This is a genomic window from uncultured Phascolarctobacterium sp. (assembly GCF_934190775.1).
GTDB lineage: Bacteria > Bacillota > Negativicutes > Acidaminococcales > Acidaminococcaceae > Phascolarctobacterium_A.
The window spans coordinates 1-20517 of sequence record NZ_CAKPTG010000019.1 but is presented as its reverse complement, the minus strand read 5'-3'; the positions used below and the strand labels follow the sequence as shown (position 1 = coordinate 20517).

The following is a 20517-nucleotide window of genomic DNA, read 5'->3' as shown; positions in this document are numbered from 1 at the left end:
AAAATTATTTATTCTGCATCAGCCAATTTAAAACATTCGTCCTGATAATGCCGTCATAATTAGCATCCGGATCCTCATCTAAAGTAAGCAGATATTTGGGATGCGAATCATTAATTGCCCTTAAGGATGCCAGCTCCCGCTCTAAGGTTTTAGAATCACGCACAGTTGCGGAAATCTGGAAATAAGTTATTCCCTGCGGCTTGACAGCGACAAAATCAACCTCCAGCTCGTCGACCTTACCTACATAAACCTTATAGCCACGGCGCAAAAGCTCCAGATAAACTACATTTTCCAAAACATGCCCGACATCAAAAGCTTTAGAGCCTAACATAGCATAACGCAGGCCCATATCTACTGCATAATATTTTTCCAGGCTGCGCAAAAGCTGCTTTCCCTTTATATTATACCTTCTTGCCTGATATAAGATGTAACATTCCTGCAACGAATTAATGTATTTTTCCACAGTACGTACATCAATTTTTCTTCCTGCAGAGGTCATCGTATCGGCAATTTTTTTCGTAGACAGCTGATTGCCAATATTATCCAAGGTAAACAGCACAATGCTTTCCAGCATCATGGGATCTGTAACCCTTTTACGTCCAATGATGTCCTTGACAACAACTGTATTATAAATTCCCTCTATGTAATCCTGTACTTCTCCGGGATTTTTCTCCAACTCCAACACATACGGAAACGATCCATATGTTATGTAATCATTATACTTCTGCATCAGAGTTTTATTATCAGCTACATTTTCGGCATACTCTTTAAAGGATAATGGTAAAATAGAAATTTCAACATAACGACCTGATAATAAGGTTGCCAGTTCTCCTGACAACATATTAGCATTAGAGCCGGTAATATAAATATCTACATTTTTCTTTATATATAAACCGTCAACTACTTCCTGAAAATTATCCACATGCTGGATTTCATCCAAAAAAATGTAGGTATAACTATTTTCGCTAAGACGTTCTTTAATATATTGATAGAGTTGATCCGGATTACGCAAATAACGATACTCGTAGTCTTCAAAATTTATCGAAATAATCTGTTCCCGCTCTATGCCATGCCCAACAAGATACTCCTGGAATATTTCCAACAAGGTCGATTTTCCAGAACGTCGCACACCTGTAATAACCTTGATAAGCTGTTTATCCTTAAGAGCAATTAGCTTATTTAAATATGCTTCTCTTACAATCCACTGTTGACTCATCGCCGCTCTCCTTTCTGCTTCACTATTTCTTATATCTATCTTATACCCTTTTGCTTCTTTTTGCAAGAATTTCATACATTGCAATGTAGAAAAAGATGTTTTTCGGCTAACTACATACATCGCAATGTATGTAGTTTGTGTTTTTGCGATGTTTTATACATTTCGATGTAGAAAAAAGAGGACGGTGCGCACCGTCCTCTCTCTTTTACCTATCTTAAAAACCTGAGGCATTATCGAACCCACCCTCTTGAGAGAATTGCATGATTAAATGTGCCGTTGATTCAATAATTTCCTGATACTTATCTATTTCTTCTTGTGAAAAACCAAATATATCTTCCCACTTATAATCCGGTAAATAACACGTAGCATGATGAAAGCAATCCTTGGCATCAGGCTTTTCAATGTAAACTTTTACAGTTCCATCACTGCGCATCTCGGAATGTACAATTTCTGTATTATCGTCTAAGGTTAAAAACGGATACATCAAAGTAATCCCCTCCTTTTAGTCTAAGTTTACACAAAAGCGTCTCAAAAAGCAAGAGAGTTATTCTTTTATCACTGCCAAAAGGTACTCTTACCAACAAAAACGATTATCTCCGGCTTTTTATTTAACTCTTTCGCTGTAGCGTCCATGATTATATCTCCCACATACTTGAGTTTTACTACCATCGCTACCAATTACACAAATACTCTGCGTTTCCCTATCATATGTAAAAATAGGCACATCCATAGCACGCTTCTTTTCTAAAGCAATTTTTACGGCACAATTAGCACGTTTTACAACCTGCTCGTCAGAAATATATTTTTGTTGACTCATAAGACACCAACCTTTCTAAACACACTATCCTACTTACATAGTACTGTATTTCAGCAAAAAAGGCAAAATCTATCTTGCCCACTGCAAAAAGAGGACGGTGCGCACCGTCCTCATATTTTTTTACAACCCAAGCTGCGCTCTAAGTGCGCTTTGCAGCAGCTGAGAAAAGTTAATCTTTTTCTTTTCTGCTAATTCATTCAAATACCAGGGAATAGAAAGCGTTTTCTTAACGGAACGGTTATCCATCTTTGCACGTATGCCAAACATATTCACATCAATAAAGCAAATGGTTTCGTTGGCAGCAATCTGCATATCTCTATATTCAGGAACCGGAATCACCTCATCATCCTGCTCCATTCCCCAAAGATGCAATTCCAAAGCACCCTTAGCCTGATTAACAGCTTGCGGAATATCCTCACCCGAGGCAACACAGCCCGGTAAATCGGGAAAATATATATTGTAGTTTTTTTCATTTTTTTCTATAATGGCGGGGAAAATATAATTGTCCGGGTATTTTTTGTACATAGAAATGCCTCCTCATTTTTATTATAGCGTACGTATTGAATACGTACAAGCCTTAGGTACGCAAAAAGAGGACGGTGCGCACCGTCCTCTTTTCATTTATGCATATGCGATTTTTTGCTTTTCAGCGGATTGACGTAAAGTCAGATTAGAAGCTGAATACTACTTGGCTCCACAGAGTTTCTTTTTCTTCAGCGCTGTTTGCTTTGGATTTCAGATCGTAGTAGGTTACGCCTGCAACGATGTTTTTAGCCAGAGTGTAGTTAGCGCCTACAGCATAGCCTTTGTAACCGTTGGCTTTTTCATAATCAGCATCAAAACCAGGAGCTACAGCTACGGTAGAAGCCAGGTCAAAGTATTGAGCGCTCATGCCCCAGGAACCAGCTTCAGCAGCTTTAGCACCTTTGTAGTTCAGGCCCAGTACGAAGCCGTCATCGTTCTTGTTGGCGTCATCCAGGTTGGAATCGAAGTAAGAAGCGGTGAAGCCTACATGTTTAGCCAGGTCAAAGCCTACGCCAGCAGTCCAGATTTTGTTGTCTTGGTTTTTCCAAGCTTTCATATCGGAGAATTTGTAGTAGCCAGCGTTAGCGTTTACAGCACCGATTTTAGCGGTCAGTTCTGCATAAGCCAGATCGTTGTCATATTCAGCGGAAGCAGTTTCCAAAGCGGTTGCTTTGCCATAACCAGCAGTCAGCTTAACGTCTTTGCCGTAGGAAACTTGAACGCCATCCATACGGTTATCATAGATGTTACCGCCTACAGCAGTAGCGGTGATATCAGTTTTGTTGTAACGGCCAGCTTGAACAGCCAGACCACCAATACGGCCATTTACATAAGCACGTTGGAAAGCAACTTTTTCTTCGCCAGCATTAGCTTCTTCGCCAGTGAATTTTTGCTCGTTACGGAACATTGCGGAGTAGGTCCAGTCATCATTTACCTGGCCGTTAACCCACAGGTCGGAACGCAGACGACCGAAGTGATTGGTCGGGTTCTCACGTTCACCAGTAGTGGTGTAAGCATTTTGATGATAGGAAGAGTAAGAAGCTTTAATGGTACCGGTGATTTTAACGTTGTCAGCTTTTTTCTCCAGGTTAGCTACGCGAACGCCCAGGTTGTCCAGCTCGTCAGCGAATTCAGCAGCCAGTTTGTCAACATTAGCGCCTTTTGCCATTGCTTTTGCAACGATTTGAGCCATTTCATAACGGGTCATCAGCTTGTCGCCACCGAAGGTAGAGTCGCCGTAGCCTTCAACTACGCCAGCAGCAGCCAGCTTGTTGATGCTGTCATATGCCCAATGGCCAGCAGGTACATCAGAGAACGGATTTGCAGCATAAGCAGAAGCGGTTACGCCCAGTGCCATAGCCATAGCGAGTACTAAGGATTTTTTCATTGTTGTTTCCTCCTCAGGAAGTAGCAGTATTATCAAACTGCTCATAATTTATTTTTACAAATCACCTTCCGGAGCTGCCAACAAATTCCGCTCAAGAGTTGCCTTGTTTCCTCTGTCATCCTTTGCCAGTTTTTCCTTCACAATGATTCATAAAGCATGTTAACGGCAAGTAGAGTATCTAAATCTTCTTGCCAATGATTGCATTATACCATACAACAACGCAGAGCGCAAATATTTTTATCGTTTTTCTTTAACTCTATTACAGTACTATTTTATTTTTATGCTTTTATTTTTAGATGTATTTTATTATTCTATAGCAAGAGGCATTAGGTATATTAATTCATGAGAATATTTGTCTGAATCAGCTTCTCTGTACATTTGTCAACTTCTCGCATTTTAGTATAAACAAAAATAAGGATCAGAACGCCAAATATATTTTAGCCTTGTAATGCTTATTCCAGAACATCATTATTTTCAGTAAGCAAAAGAGGACGGCGTGCACCGTCCTCTCTTATTTATGCATATGCAATTTTTTGCTTTTCAGCGGATTGACGTAAGGTCAGATTAGAAGCTGATTTGCAGACGGCTCCAGATTACACGATCGTTTTTATCGCTTTCTTTGCCTTCGAAATCATAGTAGTCGAGCATGTAAACCATGTTCTTAGCCAGAGTATAGGAAGCACCAACATTATAGCCTTTGAAGCCTTCAGTCAGGTATTTATCCCAATCGGCAGTTTTCATGGTATGAGCTACGAAAGTGCCAGCACCTTGATCAAAATATTTAGTGCTCAGACCCCAGGAACCAGCTTCTTTAGCTTTAGCGCCTTTGTAATCCAAGCCTACAACAAAGCCGTCGGTATCAACATCTTTATTGTACAGATTATCGCTTGCAACATCAGAATGCAGGTAAGCGGCATTCAAAGCAACATTTTTGTCGAATGCATATTTTGCAGTTACATTCCAAACATTGTTATCTTCGCCTACTTTAACGTTAGCGTTTTTAGCAGTATCAGCAATACCTTCTTTAGTTGCATCTAAAGAATCTTTAAATGCATCATAGCCAGCACTCAGAGCCAATTTACCAACATTGCCAGCTAAAGAAACACCATAGAAGTTATCAAAACCATAGTCGGTCGGTTGGCCTGCATATGCAGTCAGCTTAACGTCTTTGCCATAGGATACAGAAACGAATTCAGCGGTATCATCGTACAGGTTACCATCAACCAAAGTCAGAGGTGCTTTACCAGCAACAACTGCCAAGCCGCCTACACGACCAGTAACATATGCCTGGTTCAAAGAAGTAGTTTCATCACCTTTGTTATTTGCAAGGTTTTGGTCATTTTGCAGACGTGCAGTATAGGTCCAATCGTCATTAACAGCACCATTAACGAACAGACGAGTACGCAGACGGTTTTTAGCAACATTATCACCAAAATCGCCATCACGGTCACCATATTCATAACGGATTTGGCCGGTGATTTTAACGTTGTCAGCTTTTTTCTCCAGGTTAGCTACGCGAACGCCCAGGTTGTCCAGCTCGTCAGCGAATTCAGCAGCCAGTTTGTCAACATTAGCGCCTTTTGCCATTGCTTTTGCAACGATTTGAGCCATTTCATAACGGGTCATCAGCTTGTCGCCACCGAAGGTAGAGTCGCCGTAGCCTTCAACTACGCCAGCAGCAGCCAGCTTGTTGATGCTGTCATATGCCCAATGGCCAGCAGGTACATCAGAGAACGGATTTGCAGCATAAGCAGAAGCGGTTACGCCCAGTGCCATAGCCATAGCGAGTACTAAGGATTTTTTCATTGTTGTTTCCTCCTCAGGAAGTAGCAGTATTATCAAACTGCTCATAATTTATTTTTACAAATCACCTTCCGAAGCCGCCAACAAATTCCGCTCAAGAGTTGCCTTGTTTCCTCTGTCTTCCTTCGCCGGTTTTTCCATCACAATGATTTATAAAGCAATATGTATCAGTAAGAGCATATGCTCATTCATTACTGATAGTTGAATTATACCATATGCCAAATTAGAGCACAAGCTTTTTTTGTTAATCGTTTATTTTTTTTACGTGCATTTTACCTCATCGTTACACTAAGTATTTTGACGTAAAAATCATTGTTTTGCAATCATACGCAATTTTCAAAAAATATAATTATGTTTTACGCCAGCTGGCTTCAGCGCAACAAAAAAGCTGCTGCAGCTAATGCTGCAGCAGCGTGGATTATAGCTTAACTATAAAGTTATTTGAACAGGCCAAGCAGGATGCCGCCGTTTGCTGCCAGTACAGGAGCAAATACCAGGGATACAATGGTCATCAGTTTGATCAGGATGTTCATTGCAGGTCCGGAAGTATCTTTGAACGGGTCACCTACAGTATCGCCTACTACGGTTGCATCATGCACCGGAGTATGTTTGCGGCCGGAAGCTTCTACGAATTTCTTCGCATTATCCCATGCACCGCCAGCGTTAGCCATCAGGATTGCAACCAGTACGCCGGAAGCCAGAGAGCCGCCAATCAGGCCGCCCAGAGCTTCAGTACCGAACAGGAAGCCAACCAGCAGAGGAGCAACGATAGCGATAACACCAGGCATAATCATCTCGTGCAGAGCAGCTGCAGTGGAGATGTCTACGCATTTTTGGTAGTCAGCTTTAGCTTTGCCTTCCAGCAGGCCGGGGATTTCGTGGAATTGACGACGAACTTCCTCGATCATCTGGTAAGCAGCTTTACCAACAGATTCCATGGTCATAGCACCGAATACGAACGGCAGGGTTGCACCGATGAACAGACCAATCAGGGTTACAGGGTTCAGCAGGTCGATTGCTTTCAGGCCTACAGTGTGTGCATAAGCAGAGAACAGAGCCAGAGCAGTCAGAGCAGCGGAACCGATAGCGAAGCCTTTACCGATAGCAGCAGTGGTGTTACCAACGGAGTCCAGGGTATCGGTGATTTCACGTACTTCAGGAGGCAGCTCGGACATTTCTGCGATACCACCAGCGTTATCAGCGATAGGACCATAAGCGTCAACTGCTACGGTCAGACCAGTGGTGGACAGCATACCAACTGCAGCCAGGGAGATACCGAACAGGCCCATGCCTGCATCTTTAGCACCGCCCATGGTGAAGAATGCCAGGATTACACCAATGCAGATGAAGATCATCGGCAGGAAGGTGGAATACATGCCAACAGCCAGACCGGAGATGATGGTGGTTGCCGGACCGGTTTCGGATTGCTCAGCAATCTTCTTAACGGAAGCATAATCAGCAGAGGTGTAGATTTCGGTGATTTTACCGATTAACAGACCAACTACCAGACCGGAAGCAATAGCTACGAATGCAGCAGTGTTACCGAAGATGGAAGTGGACAGGTAGTAAGCAGCAGCAATTACGATTACGCCGCCAACATAGGTACCATGGTTCAGAGCAGCCTGCGGGTTGGTGGATTTGCTGCTACGAGCATAGAATACACCGATCAGGGAAGCAATGATACCAGCGAATGCCAGCTCGAATACGAACATAATGCCTTCGCCGCCAGGATATGCAACAGCACCCAGGGTAATAGCGGAGATGATAGCACCAACATAGGATTCGAACAAGTCAGCGCCCATGCCTGCAACGTCGCCTACGTTATCGCCTACGTTATCAGCGATGGTAGCCGGGTTACGCGGGTCATCCTCAGGCAGACCTTCTTCAACTTTACCTACCAGGTCAGCGCCAACGTCAGCAGCTTTGGTGTAGATACCGCCGCCAACACGAGCGAACAATGCAATGGAGCTTGCGCCCAGACCGAAGCCGGTAACGATATCAATGTTGCCGAACAGCATGTAAGCAGCAGCAACACCAACGATACCCAGACCAACAACGCCCAGACCCATAACAGCACCGCCGGAGAAAGCAATTTTCAGAGCTTCTGGCATGCCGCCATGTTGAGCAGCTGCAGCAGTACGAACGTTAGCTTTGGTAGCAACGGTCATACCAATGTAGCCAGCACATACGGAGAATACTGCACCTGCAACGAAGCATACTGCAGTAAGCGGAGATAAGAACATAGAAATTACAATAGCAACTACGATTACGAAAGCAGACAGTGCTTTGTATTCGCGGAACAGGAACGCCATAGCGCCCTCATGGATGTAACCGGCAATTTCCTGCATACGTGCTGTACCAGCAGGAGCCTTACCGATTGCGCTGCTCAGCATCAGTGCAACTGCGAGTGCAATGAGGCCGACAACAATGGAGATCATTAAGAAATTCAAGACCCAAACCCCTTTCTTTTTATAAAAAAATTTAAAATTTTAAGAGTGCAGTTGCACTCTTGGTAACATGATGAGTGCGACAAACAGGAAAACCCCGTCAGTCTTAAGCGTTGATTTTTGCCAGCGCCAAAGTAATAACAGCAAATGCAACACCCAAAACAATCGTAGCCTTCGCCATGACTGTATCCAGATCATTGCCCTTGCCAAAAAAAGCACCGTCACTGCCGCCGAAAGTACTGCCCATACCGCCGCCTTTTCCGGACTGCAGCAGAACTGCGCCAATGAGTGCTATGCAAACGATAACTTCAAGAACCATCAAGACAGTTTCAATCACAGAGCTTACCTCCTCATATTTTTGTACCATAGTATTTTACCATAAAGCCAATTATAAAGCTAGTATTTTTTTCACAGATTATTTTATATTATATTTGCTGCGACTCTTTCCAGCGGGAAAATGGTGAATTATGGCAGAATTTGCTCAATCTCTTATTCTTTCTGCTATGGCAGGTATAATCAGCTATTATATTTGCAAATGGTTAGACAGAAAATAGCGCACAGTCAGCTTAAAATGAAAAACCCCGAGGCGCAATCCCGGGGCTTTTCTTTTTGCGTGCGAACTATGACATTTGCACAATCTCTTGTCGAGTTAACTATAGCGCAATTATATTGCTTTGTCAAATTTTATTTAATATTGTAGAAAACCTTCATGCCGTTATATTTTGCAGCCTTGCCCAGATCCTCTTCAATGCGCAGCAGCTGGTTGTATTTAGCAACACGGTCGGTACGAGCCGGAGCACCGGTCTTGATCTGGCCAGCGTTTACAGCAACAGCAATATCTGCCAGAGTGGTGTCTTCAGTTTCACCGCTGCGGTGAGAGATGATGCAGGTATAGCCTGCGCGTTTAGCAGTTTCGATAGCATTGAAGGTTTCGGTCAAGGTACCGATTTGGTTTACTTTAATCAGAATAGCGTTAGCTACGCCCTTTTCAATGCCCTGAACCAGACGCTCTTCGTTGGTAACGAACAGGTCGTCGCCAACCAGCTGAACTTTTTTGCCCAGCTTTTCGGTGAGCTTCTTCCAGCCGTCCCAGTCATCCTCTGCCATACCGTCTTCGATAGAGATGATAGGATATTTCTCGCACAGGCCAGTCAGATAATCAACCATTCCTTCGCTGGTCATTTCTACGCCTTCGCCGGTCATTTTGTATTTGCCGTCTACATAGAATTCGCTGGAAGCAACGTCCATTGCCATAACGATGTCCTTACCCGGTTTGTAGCCTGCACGCTCGGTTGCTTCGAGGATAACCTCGATAGCCTCTGCATTGCATTTCAGGTTCGGTGCAAAGCCGCCTTCATCACCCAAAGCAGTGCTCAGGCCTTTTTCCTTCAGCAGAGCCTTCAGGTTATGATAAATCTCAGCGTTCATGCGCAGTGCTTCGCTGAAGGATTTAGCGCCAACCGGCATAATCATGAATTCCTGAATATCAACGTTGTTATCAGCATGCTCGCCGCCGTTTAAGATGTTCATCATCGGAACAGGCAGCTCTTTGGCAGCAACGCCGCCCAGGTACAGGTACAGCGGCAGGCCAACGGAAGCAGCAGCAGCCTTAGCTACAGCCATGGAAACGCCGAGGATAGCGTTAGCGCCGAGGCGGCCTTTGTTCGGAGTGCCATCCAGACGAACCAGCAGCTCATCAATTTCGGTTTGGCGGGTTGCGTCCAGGCCGATAATTGCTTCAGCAATAATGTCATTAACATTATCAACTGCTTTGGTAACGCCCTTGCCCAGGTAACGCTCTTTGTCGCCGTCACGCAGCTCTACAGCCTCGTGTACGCCGGTAGATGCGCCGGAAGGAACAGCAGCGCGTCCCATAGCGCCGTCTTCCAGGCATACTTCAACTTCTACGGTCGGATTGCCGCGGGAATCCAGAATCTCGCGAGCGTAAACTTCAGTAATCATTGCCATTTTTTATCACCTCATGATTAGTCTATCAAAGTTTTACCTGTCATAGCGGCAGGCTGTTTAATATTAAGCAGCTGCAGCAGCGTCGGTGCAATATCGGCCAAAATGCCGTTATGCAGCTTGTGCTGCTCTTCGCTTACTAAAATAAACGGTACAGGGTTGGTAGTGTGCGCGGTGTTCGGAGAACCGTCGCTTTCGGCCATCTTCTCCAGATTGCCATGGTCCGCAGTAATGCACACGCTGCCGCCAAGTGACAGCACCTTGCGCACAATGCGTCCGGCGCAGTCATCCACCTTTTCCATTGCGGTAATCGCAGCGCTGAGCACACCGGTATGGCCAACCATATCCGGGTTAGCAAAGTTCAGGATAATGGCATCAAATTTGTCCTTATCCAGCTCTGCCAGCAGTGCCTGCGTAACCTCTTCGGCGCTCATTTCCGGCTGCAAATCGTAGGTTGCAACCTTCGGCGACGGAATCAGAATACGCTCCTCATTAGCATTCGGAGCTTCCACACCACCATTGAAGAAGAAGGTTACATGCGCATATTTTTCGGTTTCCGCAATGCGCAGCTGGTGCAGTCCATGCTGCGCCAGTACTTCACCCAGAGTATCCTTAATCTCCTCCGGAGGAAAGGCTACCGGGGCGGTAATCGTTGCATCATACTGCGTCATGCACACATAGTTTACCGGGCGTGCACCCTCAGGACGTGCAAAATACGGGAAGTCCTCATCATGCAGCGCACGGGTAATTTCACGCGCTCTGTCAGGACGGAAGTTGAAGAAAATCACACCGTCCCCTGCAGTGATTTGGCCGTCTACGCCGTCAACAGTGAAGGGCTCAACAAACTCGTCTGTTACGCCTGCGGCATAGGATGCTTCTACGCCGGCAGCAGCGCTTGCGGCTTTGCCGCCCTCGCCCAGCACCAGCGCCTTATAGGCACGCTCCACGCGCTCCCAGCGCTTGTCGCGGTCCATTGCGTAATAGCGTCCGCTGACGGTAGCAATCTTGCCTACGCCAATCTGCGCCATGCCCTCTTCCAGCTCATGGATATATTCCAGCGCCGTTTTCGGACCAACATCACGTCCGTCCAGGAAGGCATGCACATAAACCTTAGTCAGGCCTTTAACCTTCGCCATGCAGATAAGTGCTAAAAGATGCTCAATATGGCTGTGTACGCCGCCGTCGGATAACAGTCCCAGAAGATGCAGCGCCTTGCCAGCCTGCTTCGTTTCGTCCATCACCCTGCCAAGCACTTCATTTTTATACAAATCGCCATCCTCAATCGCCTTGTCAATGCGTGTCAGGCTTTGGTAGATGATGCGACCGGCACCGATATTCAGGTGACCGACCTCGGAATTGCCAATCTGGCCTGCAGGCAAACCAACAGCCTTGCCGCTGGCTTCCAAGGTTGTATGAGGATAATTTGCAAAATAGCTGTCCAGGTTAGGGGTTTTTGCCATCGCCGCAGCATTGGTTTTATCTGCGGGAGCAATGCCCCAACCATCAAGAATCATTAGTAAAACTGGTTTTTTCATTATCAAATTCCTAAAGACGAAGGAGAAAGCAACAGGTGCTTTCTCCGAGGTCTAATTAAAAGCTTCTTACAATTGCAGCAAAAGTGTCAGCCTTCAGGCTTGCGCCGCCGACCAGTACACCGTCAATGCCGCTGAGGTTGAAGGAAGCAGCGTTCTTTTCATTAACACTGCCGCCGTAAAGAATACGAACCTTGCGGGCAATATCAGGCGTAAAGATTTTGCCGATTTTCTCACGAATCAGAGTGCATACCTCCAAAGCATCCTCCGGAGTAGCAGCCTTACCGCTGCCGATAGCCCAGATAGGCTCATAAGCAACAACAAGGTTTTCTGCATCCTCTGCAGTAATTACACGCAGAGCACTCTTCAGCTGCATGTTGATTTTGCGGGCAGTTTTGCCTGCTTCACGCTCAGCCAGGTTTTCACCAACGCACAGCAACGGCTTCAGGCCATTGCGGTAAGCAGCAATAATCTTGCTGGCAACAATTTTTTCGTTTTCACCGAAAATAGTACGGCGTTCGCTGTGACCAACGAGAACATATTCAGCGCAGATGTCAGCAATCATCGCACCGGAAACAGCGCCGGTGAAGGCACCCTTGTCTTCCCAATGCAAATCCTGTGCACCGTAGCCTACGTGCTTGCCGTCAATAGCGTCCGCAACAGTTTCCAGTGCGGTGAACGGCGGGAAAATAACAACCTCGTTCAAGGTACCGTTAGTTTCCATAACAATGTCCTCAGCAAGCTCTACAGCCTCGCTTACGGTTTTGTGCATCTTCCAGTTGCCGGCAATCATTTTACGACGCAGGTCATCAAGTGCAGCAACGCCGGGCAGTACCTTGCCTTCCAGATATTCCAGAGAAGCACCGCCACCGGTGGAAATGTGGGTAATGCGTTTAGCCAGGCCCAGCTTTTCGATAGCAGCAACGCTGTCGCCGCCGCCTACAATGCTGGTAGCACGGCTCTTAGCTACAGCCTTCGCTACAGCTTCGGTACCCTTGCAGAAGGCGTCCATTTCGAAAACGCCCATCGGTCCGTTCCAGACAATCATCTTAGCGTCAGCCAGAGCCTCAGCGTAAGCCTTGCTGGTTTCCGCGCCGATATCCAGAGCCATATAAGCCTGGTTCAGGTTTTTCACCTTTTCGGTTACATGCTCAGCGTCAGGAGCAAATGCAGCAGCCATTACCAAATCGGTAGGCAGCAGCATATTTACTTTATTTTTCTTAGCCTTAGCCAAAAGCTCTTTAGCCAGGTCCAGCTTATCCTCTTCTACCAGGGACTTGCCCATTTTGTAGCCCTGTGCAGCCAGGAAGGTGTTAGCCATACCGCCGCCGATAAGCAGGGTATCAACCTTATCGAGCAGGTTGCTGATAACGCCGATTTTGTCGCTTACCTTAGCACCGCCAATAATAGCAACAAACGGATGCAGCGGGTTGGTTACAGCCTGACCTACATACTGGATTTCCTTTTCCAGCAGGAAGCCTGCAGCTGCAGGCAGGAAGTGGGTTACGCCTTCCACAGAAGCGTGTGCGCGGTGAGATACACCGAAGCCATCGTTGACATACAGGTCTGCCAGAGAAGCCAGCTTCTCAGCAAAGTCCATGTCGTTCTTTTCTTCTTCCTTATGGAAACGCAGGTTTTCCAGCAGCAGGATGTGCCCCGGTTTCAGCTTGCTGGCAGCAGCTTGTGCAGCTTCGCCTACGCAGTCCGGTGCAAACAGAATCTTTTTGCCCAGCAGCTTGCCCAAATGCTTAGCTACGGGAGCCAAAGACAGTTCCGGCTTAACCTGTCCTTTAGGACGGCCAAGATGTGCCATTAAAATAACGGCAGCCTTTTGCTCCAGCAAATATTGAATGGTCGGTAAAGATGCGGTGATACGGGTATCATCGGTAATCTCGCCTTTATCATTCAGAGGAACGTTAAAATCTACGCGTACCAGTACTTTTTTACCGGCAACGTCTAAATCACGTACAGTTTTTTTATCCACGGATAAGAATCTCCTTTATTACAGACCTTTTTTAGCAATATATGCAGCCAGGTCAACTACGCGGTTGGAATAACCCCATTCATTGTCGTACCAGCTTACAACCTTAGCCATACGCGGGCCAACCATCATGGTGGACAGGCCGTCGATGATGGAGCTCAGCGGGCAACCGTTGTAATCGCGGGATACCAGCGGTTCGTCGCTGTAGCCCATGATGCCTTTGAGTTCGCCTTCAGCAGCTTCCTTCAGCACTGCGTTGATTTCTTCAGCAGTGGTGTCTTTTTGCAGCAGTACGGTCAGGTCGGTGATGGAAACGTTCGGAGTCGGAACGCGCATTGCGAAGCCGTTCAGTTTGCCTTTCAGTTCCGGCAGAACCAGAGCAACTGCTTTTGCAGCACCGGTAGTGGTCGGGATGATGGAGCAAGCAGCAGCACGGGCACGACGCAGGTCTTTATGCGGCAGGTCCAGGATTCTCTGGTCATTGGTGTAGGAGTGAACAGTGGTCATCAGACCGCTTTCAATACCAAATTTGTTCAGCAATACTTTGGTGAACGGAGCCAGGCAGTTGGTGGTGCAGGAAGCGTTGGAAATGATGTTGTGTTTTGCAGGATCATATTTGTCTTCGTTAACACCCATAACGATGGTGATGTCTTCGCCTTTTGCAGGAGCGGAGATGATAACCTTTTTAACAGTGTCATGCAGATGAGCTGCAGCCTTTGCAGCTTCGGTGAAACGGCCGGTGGATTCTACAACAATTTCAGCACCAGCTTCGCCCCAAGGAATCTGTGCAGGATCCAGGCAAGCGAATACTTCGATTTTGCGGTCGTCAACAATAATGTAGTTGCCTTCGATGCTGACTTCATGGTTGAAGGTGCCATGGATAGAGTCATATTTCAACAGGTGAGCCAAAGCGGTGATGTCGCCAGGATCGTTGACAGCAACAACCTCTACCTCAGGATTGTTGAATGCTACACGGAAAACCTCGCGGCCGATACGGCCAAAACCATTAATACCTACTTTTGTCATAATAATTTCCTCCTTAATTCTGAGAGAATCTAAATTTTGCACAAATGTGCTCAGTAACAAATTAATACTTTAAGAGCTTCGCTTGTTTATTGCTCTTTAGCCATTTTGAGAATCTCATGCGCTGCAGCCTCATCGGTAATCAAAATATCCTGCCTGGAAGCACGGATAACCGATAAAATTGCGGCAGCCTTCGATTTGCCTCCGGCAATGCCGATGATTGTGCCGATGTGCTGCAAATCCTGCAGCATCAGGCCGGCATTATTAGTCATATAGACCTGTCTGCCGTCTAAAGCGCAATACTGGCCAAAGGCCTCGCCTACAGCACCATCTGCCTCCAGCTTGGCAATTACCTCGCTGCCTAAGCGTCTGTGCCTTGCCATAACACTGGCACGGCCTACACCGTGGACAAGAATATCTGCCTGCTTGATAATATCAACGACAGCGCGTACACCGATATCCTCTTTAAGAATACTGTTTAAGATATCCTCGCTTACACAGTCGGGAACATAAAGCTGACGATAGGATGCTCCGAGCTTTTGTGCCAAAACAGTTGCAATCGTATTGGCCTGCAGTTCCACATTATCACCCAAACCGCCGCGGGCCGGTACAACCACCGTATTAGGCTGAGAGCCGGAAACATTGGCTGCCATAGCCGCCATAGTAGTACCGCCGCTGACGGCAACGATATGCTTATTGCCATCGCTCAGCAGCTTACTAAGGATATGCGCTGCAGTACGGCCGATTTCACGCTTGACAACGTCCTCCTGATCAGAATCGCCAGGAAGAATGACAACCTTGCCAATCTTCAGCGTATCACTGAGAGCATTTTCCAAAAACGAAATATCCTGCAGCTTGCGTACATAATCCGCCAGCTCCTTAAGAATATCCGCACCCTCATCTGTTACGCTCATGCCACTGGAAGAAAAATCCAGCAAGCCGCTTTTCTTCAGAAAATCAACCTGAGCACGCAACACCCTTTCGCTGAGTCCCAGTCTTGCAGCCAGTGCACGTCGGCCTATCGGCGCTTCATGGCTCACCTGACGCAGAATCTGGTAACGCTGTACGAGCAGATCTGTCAGCTCCGGCACAATTTTCTTTTGCAGATTAATAATACTATCCATAAGCAGTTACATCCCTTGACGTGTTTTGTCCCTCGTGGTACTTTTCGTGTCCCACAGATTCAATACAAATAAGTGAATTATTTGTCTATAGCTCATTATAGCATACTCTAATTAAGAAATAAAGTGCTGTATTAGTGTTTATCGAAAAATTTTTGTTAAAACCGCTCTTCGGTTAGCTTAAGTTAACTTATACTGCCTAAAAAGATTTTTTTATCTTCTTAAGTATACTACGTGCGCCAAAAAAGAGCTGCCGCATTACGCAGCAGCTCCAGATTTTTATCTGTTATTAACTGTTTCGGGATACATATCATGCATGAAAAGACGCTTCTTCGCAGCCTGCTCCCATTCGGTTCCCGGCTTGCCGTAGTTGGCATACGGATCGATGGACAGACCACCGCGCGGCAAGAATTTGCCCCAAACCTCAATATATTTAGGCTCCATCAGCTTAATAAGATCCTTCATAATGATGTTTACGCAGTCCTCATGGAAGTCACCATGATTGCGGAAGCTGAACAGATACAGCTTCAGGGATTTGCTTTCTACCAGACGTTCGTCCGGCACATAGGAAATGTAAATAGTCGCAAAATCCGGCTGACCTGTCATCGGACACAGGCTGGTAAATTCCGGGCAGTTAAATTTAACCCAGTAATCATTTTGCGGATGCTTATTCGGGAAGGACTCCAGAACCTCCGGCGCATAATCGCTTTTATAAGCAGTCTTGTTGCCTAACAGGCTTACGCCCTGGAATTCTTCTTTACTTCTGCCACTCGTCATTATTGCTTACCTCCATCAAATGCAAACAGCTTGCCTGCTCCCACACGTTCCAAAGCGGTAACCAGCATTACACTGGCAATACCGCAGATGCACTGACCAATCAGCAGACTGCTTGCCAGTACCAGATAAGGGATATCCAGCAGTACGCTCAGCCATACAGGAACACCAAGTCCCGGTACAAAGGTTACTGCTGCCCAGATAATCCAGTTACCGCAGCCACGACGCTTAGCAAACACAATAATGCTGGTCGTTACGATACCGACAATAAAGCCACCGATAATATCCGGCAGACCAAGACCGCCCATCACCGTGTTGCTGACAACGTTCGCCAGGCCAAACGGTAAAATCAAAAACGGGAAAATAGCACTCAGGCCATACAGTGCAGTAGCAATACGAATCTGATACTGACCAAAAGCAAAGCTTTGGGTGCACATCATCACAACAATATATAAAGCAATGCACAACGCGGAAAATACTAATTTTTGGTTACTTAAGCTCTTCATTATCCTTATACCTCCTTCAAGCCTCTGCTAAGGGATCAACAACACCGTTGGCAGCAAAGGCTGCCTCACGGTCAATACAGGTACCGCACTTGTGACAGGGCTTTACGCCACCATCATAACAGCTCCAGGTCAGCTCATAAGGAACGCCCAGACGCAAGCCCTCGGCAACAATATCCTTCTTTGTTTTGTCAACAAAGGGAGCAACCAGACGCACCTTACGGCCGCTTCCCAAATATACTGCCAAATTCATCGACTCATTAAATTCAACACTGCAATCGGGATAAGCATTGCCTGCAGCATCATCGGCATGGGGACCGTAGTAAATCTCATTGCATTCATATTCCAGCGCAATGCTTGCTGCAGCAGCCAAGAACAGGCCATTACGGAAAGGCACATATGTGCTTACAGGCTCACCCTTGCTTTCCTTCAGCTGCTCTGCATAGGATGCGTGCGGAACGCTGGTCTCCGAGCCCTGTAGCAGAGAGCATTTGCTGTGAGCGAAAATCTTCGACAAATCCATATGCAGCAGCTCTACATGATAATAATCGGCAATCGCCTGCGCTGCTGCAAGCTCCTTGGCATGCTTCTGACCATAGGACATCGACAAAGCCAGAACATTATCGCCGTATTTTTCTTTTGCCAGTGCCAGACAGGTTGAGCTGTCTACGCCACCGCTTAATAATACTAAAACCTTCATTTCTCCTCCCAATTAATGAGCGGGCAAAGTCCACAAAATATAAAAGGATTCCGTCCGCTACAGACGAAATCCTTGCATACATAAAAAATACCGGCCGGCGCCAGTACATCGCCCGTAGTTTTATTTATAGACAGGATGGTTACGAACTGTCTGTTATGAACTTCTAGGATATTATACAGCATATCGCGCTATTTGTCCAGCATAAGAAAATAGCCCAATTAAAAACAGACACCGCCGACATACTTACAGCATATCGAGGTGTCTGTTCTAAAGCGTTACAGCTTATCTTTTGTTATTTAGACAATCGCTTTATCAGGCTTTACAAAGAACCAGGCAATAGCACCGCAGATGCCGGTTACAGCAGTTGCTGCCAAAGCAGCCTGCCAGCCATAGTTAGTTGCAAACCAGGCGGTAATGGTAGGTGCCAGTACGCCGCCGATATTGCCCCAGAAGTTCATCCAGCCGGATACAGAACCGGCAAATTTGCCGCCCATGGTGATTACGCTGGACCAGGAAGCACTCATAGTCAAACCAAGAGAGCCTAAGGATACGGAAAGCCAGAGAACATTCATCATCGGATCAGCAGTACGGGTGGAAATGTACAATGCACCTGCACACAGCAGAATGCCAGCAGCACCGGTTGCAGTCTTAACCATATTCTGAGACATGCCACTACGCAACAGCTTGTCGGAATAGTGACCGCAAAGAGTTACTACAGCCATCAAAGAAATCCAAGGAGCAGCTGCCCAGATACCCATTTTAGCTAAGGAGAATTTGTGCACCTCCATGAGGTACATCGGCAACCAGGCCAGGAAAACGTACATAATGTAGTCGGTAATCAGGAACTGAATGCCCAAAGCCCAGAATTGGGAAGAACGCAACAGCTTGCCCCACGGAGCAATCTGTTTTTCACCGGTTGCTTCCACACGGCCTTCGTTGATGTGAGCCAATTCCGCTTCATTAACATAAGGACTATCCTTCGGATCATCAGTAACATATTTATGCCAGGCCCAAGCCAGCAGCAGACCAACTACACCAAAGCTGAGGAATACATGATGCCAGCCAAAGGTAGTCATCAGCCATACTACAACAGCAGGACCGACTACAGGACCAAAGAAGCAGCCGTTGAGAATAAAGGAGCTTGCCTTGCCCTTTTCATCTTTATTAAACCATTTGTGTTCTGCCATAGCAAAAGCAGGATAAATCGGCGCTTCGCCCAGGCCAAACATCAAACGTACAATGGCAAAGGTATACTTACCGCTTGCTATAGCAGTTAAAGCAGTAAAGATTGACCACCATGCGCAGGCAATAGAACCGGTAAAGCGATGGCCGAATTTTTCGGCAACCATACCACCTGGAACCTGCATCAAAGCATAACCGGCGAAGAAGAAGGATTGAATAAGGCCCATATCTATTTTAGTAAAGCCAAATTCATTCATGATTACGGGTGTTGCAACAGAAAGGTTAACGCGGTCCATGTAGGATACAAAGCTGATAGCAAAGATCAGCCACGCTACCTTCCATCTGAAGTTTGTCATTTTCATAGTTTTCTTTCCCTTCATAAAAAACAAATTCTGTTCTTTTATATATATTCTGTCGAACAGTTAACAATAATGATACTATTTCTTCTTAAAACTGTCAATATTTTTTTGCCGTTTGATTTGTGCGAATATTTGTCTATTATGTAAGGATTTTTGAGTTTTTATTGAAATGAAGGGAAAAATGCGTCGCAAAGGTAGCATGTATATCTAAAATATTGTAGAAAAAACCATCCAAGAAGTATGTCCGCAGGAAAACGCCGATTAGCTGTCAAGCACATTGAACTCAAGTAAACTGAGCGAGAGATATATCGTGTAAGGAATAGCAATTTTAGCAAATGAGCATCTGGTACCATCGAAGTGTCGCAACTGTTTGAGCGCTAAGCAAGCTACTGTAGAAAAATCTCTCAGCATAGCGCGAGTTTTGCGGCACTTCGTCCTGGTTCCATGCGAAATTTGCGTTGTGCCCTACGGGCACGGGAAAATTGCTGTTGACTGGAACGATATACCTCTCGCGAATAGAGAAAGTATGGGAGTAAGTCTAACACATGCTTGCGCGTCAATCACAAGTAAATTGAGCTAGGGATATATCGTGTAAGGAATAGCAATTTTAGCAAATAAGCATCTGGTACCATCGAAGTGTCGCAACTGTTTGAGCGCTAAGCAATCCGCTGTAGAAAACTCTCTCAGCATAGCGCGAGTTTTGCGGCACTTCGTCCTGGTTTCATGCGAAATTTGCGTTGTGCCCTATGGGCACGGGAAAATTGCTGCTGACTGGAACGATATATCTCTCGCGAATATAGAAAGTTTGGTAGAAAGCCTGACACATACTTGTGCGTCGTTTCACTCCTTCAAGCATGGCTATCTATCCCTCCAAAAATACTCCTCACCAATACTTTACTAAAAAGTTCCTACTGCCGACTTTATTACATAATTTAAGAATCTATCTCTCCAAAAATACTCCCTATTCGGTCGCATTTTCGGAGAAAGCTCCACCTTCTCGATTTCTCACGTCGCAAAGCTCGTGACAAATCGAGTGTCGCTTCTCAATCGCAAGCGACACGCCTCGCCACAAACGCGCCTATGCGTCGCAAAGCTCCTTTAGGCACGGTGGCTGGGCAGCCAGGCCCGCTGCTGCTCATAAGATGGCTGCAGGCAGAAAAAAAGAACCATACCTTTTGGTAT

General features: G+C 46.1%; 17 protein-coding genes. All 17 read right to left on the bottom strand.

Annotation, left to right across the window (positions count from 1 at the left end; genetic code table 11):
* Positions 1 to 4: 4 nt before the first annotated feature.
* Positions 5 to 1216 carry an ATP-binding protein gene (locus Q0G26_RS09670; protein ID WP_293830182.1) on the bottom strand — a complete coding sequence of 404 codons (1212 nt, stop codon included), beginning with the start codon at positions 1214 to 1216 and terminating at the stop codon, positions 5 to 7.
* 214 nt (positions 1217 to 1430) lie between these two features.
* Positions 1431 to 1703, bottom strand: a complete 273-nt coding sequence (locus Q0G26_RS09665) for a hypothetical protein (RefSeq protein WP_044484564.1) — start codon at positions 1701 to 1703, stop codon at positions 1431 to 1433.
* A 117-nt stretch (positions 1704 to 1820) separates the two neighbouring features.
* Complete coding sequence (locus Q0G26_RS09660; RefSeq protein WP_021720543.1) at positions 1821 to 2033, bottom strand: hypothetical protein; 213 nt, start codon at positions 2031 to 2033, stop codon at positions 1821 to 1823.
* A gap of 120 nt (positions 2034 to 2153) precedes the next feature.
* Positions 2154 to 2558, bottom strand: a complete 405-nt coding sequence (locus Q0G26_RS09655) for a type II toxin-antitoxin system HicB family antitoxin (protein WP_293830180.1) — start codon at positions 2556 to 2558, stop codon at positions 2154 to 2156.
* A 145-nt stretch (positions 2559 to 2703) separates the two neighbouring features.
* Positions 2704 to 3945, bottom strand: coding sequence for an S-layer homology domain-containing protein (locus Q0G26_RS09650; RefSeq protein ID WP_293830178.1), 1242 nt, complete (start codon positions 3943 to 3945; stop codon positions 2704 to 2706).
* 564 nt (positions 3946 to 4509) lie between these two features.
* Positions 4510 to 5751: an S-layer homology domain-containing protein gene (locus Q0G26_RS09645; RefSeq protein ID WP_293830176.1), complete on the bottom strand. Its 1242-nt coding sequence runs from the start codon at positions 5749 to 5751 to the stop codon at positions 4510 to 4512.
* 434 nt (positions 5752 to 6185) lie between these two features.
* Entirely contained in the window at positions 6186 to 8186 is a 2001-nt protein-coding gene (locus tag Q0G26_RS09640) for a sodium-translocating pyrophosphatase (RefSeq protein ID WP_363316413.1), read from the bottom strand.
* A 115-nt stretch (positions 8187 to 8301) separates the two neighbouring features.
* Positions 8302 to 8532: a preprotein translocase subunit SecG gene (secG, locus tag Q0G26_RS09635; RefSeq protein WP_293830174.1), complete on the bottom strand. Its 231-nt coding sequence runs from the start codon at positions 8530 to 8532 to the stop codon at positions 8302 to 8304.
* 347 nt (positions 8533 to 8879) lie between these two features.
* Positions 8880 to 10163 (bottom strand): phosphopyruvate hydratase, encoded by a 1284-nt coding sequence (eno, locus tag Q0G26_RS09630; RefSeq protein WP_293830172.1) that lies wholly within the window; start codon positions 10161 to 10163, stop codon positions 8880 to 8882.
* A gap of 17 nt (positions 10164 to 10180) precedes the next feature.
* Positions 10181 to 11695 carry a 2,3-bisphosphoglycerate-independent phosphoglycerate mutase gene (gene gpmI / locus Q0G26_RS09625; RefSeq protein ID WP_366517768.1) on the bottom strand — a complete coding sequence of 505 codons (1515 nt, stop codon included), beginning with the start codon at positions 11693 to 11695 and terminating at the stop codon, positions 10181 to 10183.
* Positions 11696 to 11750: 55 nt separating this feature from the next.
* On the bottom strand, positions 11751 to 13676 hold the full coding sequence (gene tpiA, locus Q0G26_RS09620) for a triose-phosphate isomerase (RefSeq protein WP_293830170.1): 1926 nt from the start codon (positions 13674 to 13676) through the stop codon (positions 11751 to 11753).
* Between the two features lie 18 nt (positions 13677 to 13694).
* On the bottom strand, positions 13695 to 14702 hold the full coding sequence (gene gap / locus Q0G26_RS09615) for a type I glyceraldehyde-3-phosphate dehydrogenase (protein ID WP_087942312.1): 1008 nt from the start codon (positions 14700 to 14702) through the stop codon (positions 13695 to 13697).
* An 83-nt stretch (positions 14703 to 14785) separates the two neighbouring features.
* Positions 14786 to 15820, bottom strand: a complete 1035-nt coding sequence (locus Q0G26_RS09610; protein WP_293830168.1) for a sugar-binding domain-containing protein — start codon at positions 15818 to 15820, stop codon at positions 14786 to 14788.
* A gap of 276 nt (positions 15821 to 16096) precedes the next feature.
* Positions 16097 to 16594, bottom strand: a complete 498-nt coding sequence (queF, locus tag Q0G26_RS09605; protein WP_293830166.1) for a preQ(1) synthase — start codon at positions 16592 to 16594, stop codon at positions 16097 to 16099.
* Positions 16594 to 17097 (bottom strand): QueT transporter family protein, encoded by a 504-nt coding sequence (locus Q0G26_RS09600; RefSeq protein WP_293830164.1) that lies wholly within the window; start codon positions 17095 to 17097, stop codon positions 16594 to 16596. The genes queF and Q0G26_RS09600 overlap by 1 nt, the downstream gene beginning before the upstream one ends.
* Positions 17098 to 17113: 16 nt before the next feature.
* Positions 17114 to 17794 carry a 7-cyano-7-deazaguanine synthase QueC gene (gene queC / locus Q0G26_RS09595; RefSeq protein WP_293830162.1) on the bottom strand — a complete coding sequence of 227 codons (681 nt, stop codon included), beginning with the start codon at positions 17792 to 17794 and terminating at the stop codon, positions 17114 to 17116.
* 296 nt (positions 17795 to 18090) lie between these two features.
* Positions 18091 to 19338 carry an MFS transporter gene (locus Q0G26_RS09590; RefSeq protein WP_293830160.1) on the bottom strand — a complete coding sequence of 416 codons (1248 nt, stop codon included), beginning with the start codon at positions 19336 to 19338 and terminating at the stop codon, positions 18091 to 18093.
* Positions 19339 to 20517: the final 1179 nt, after the last annotated feature.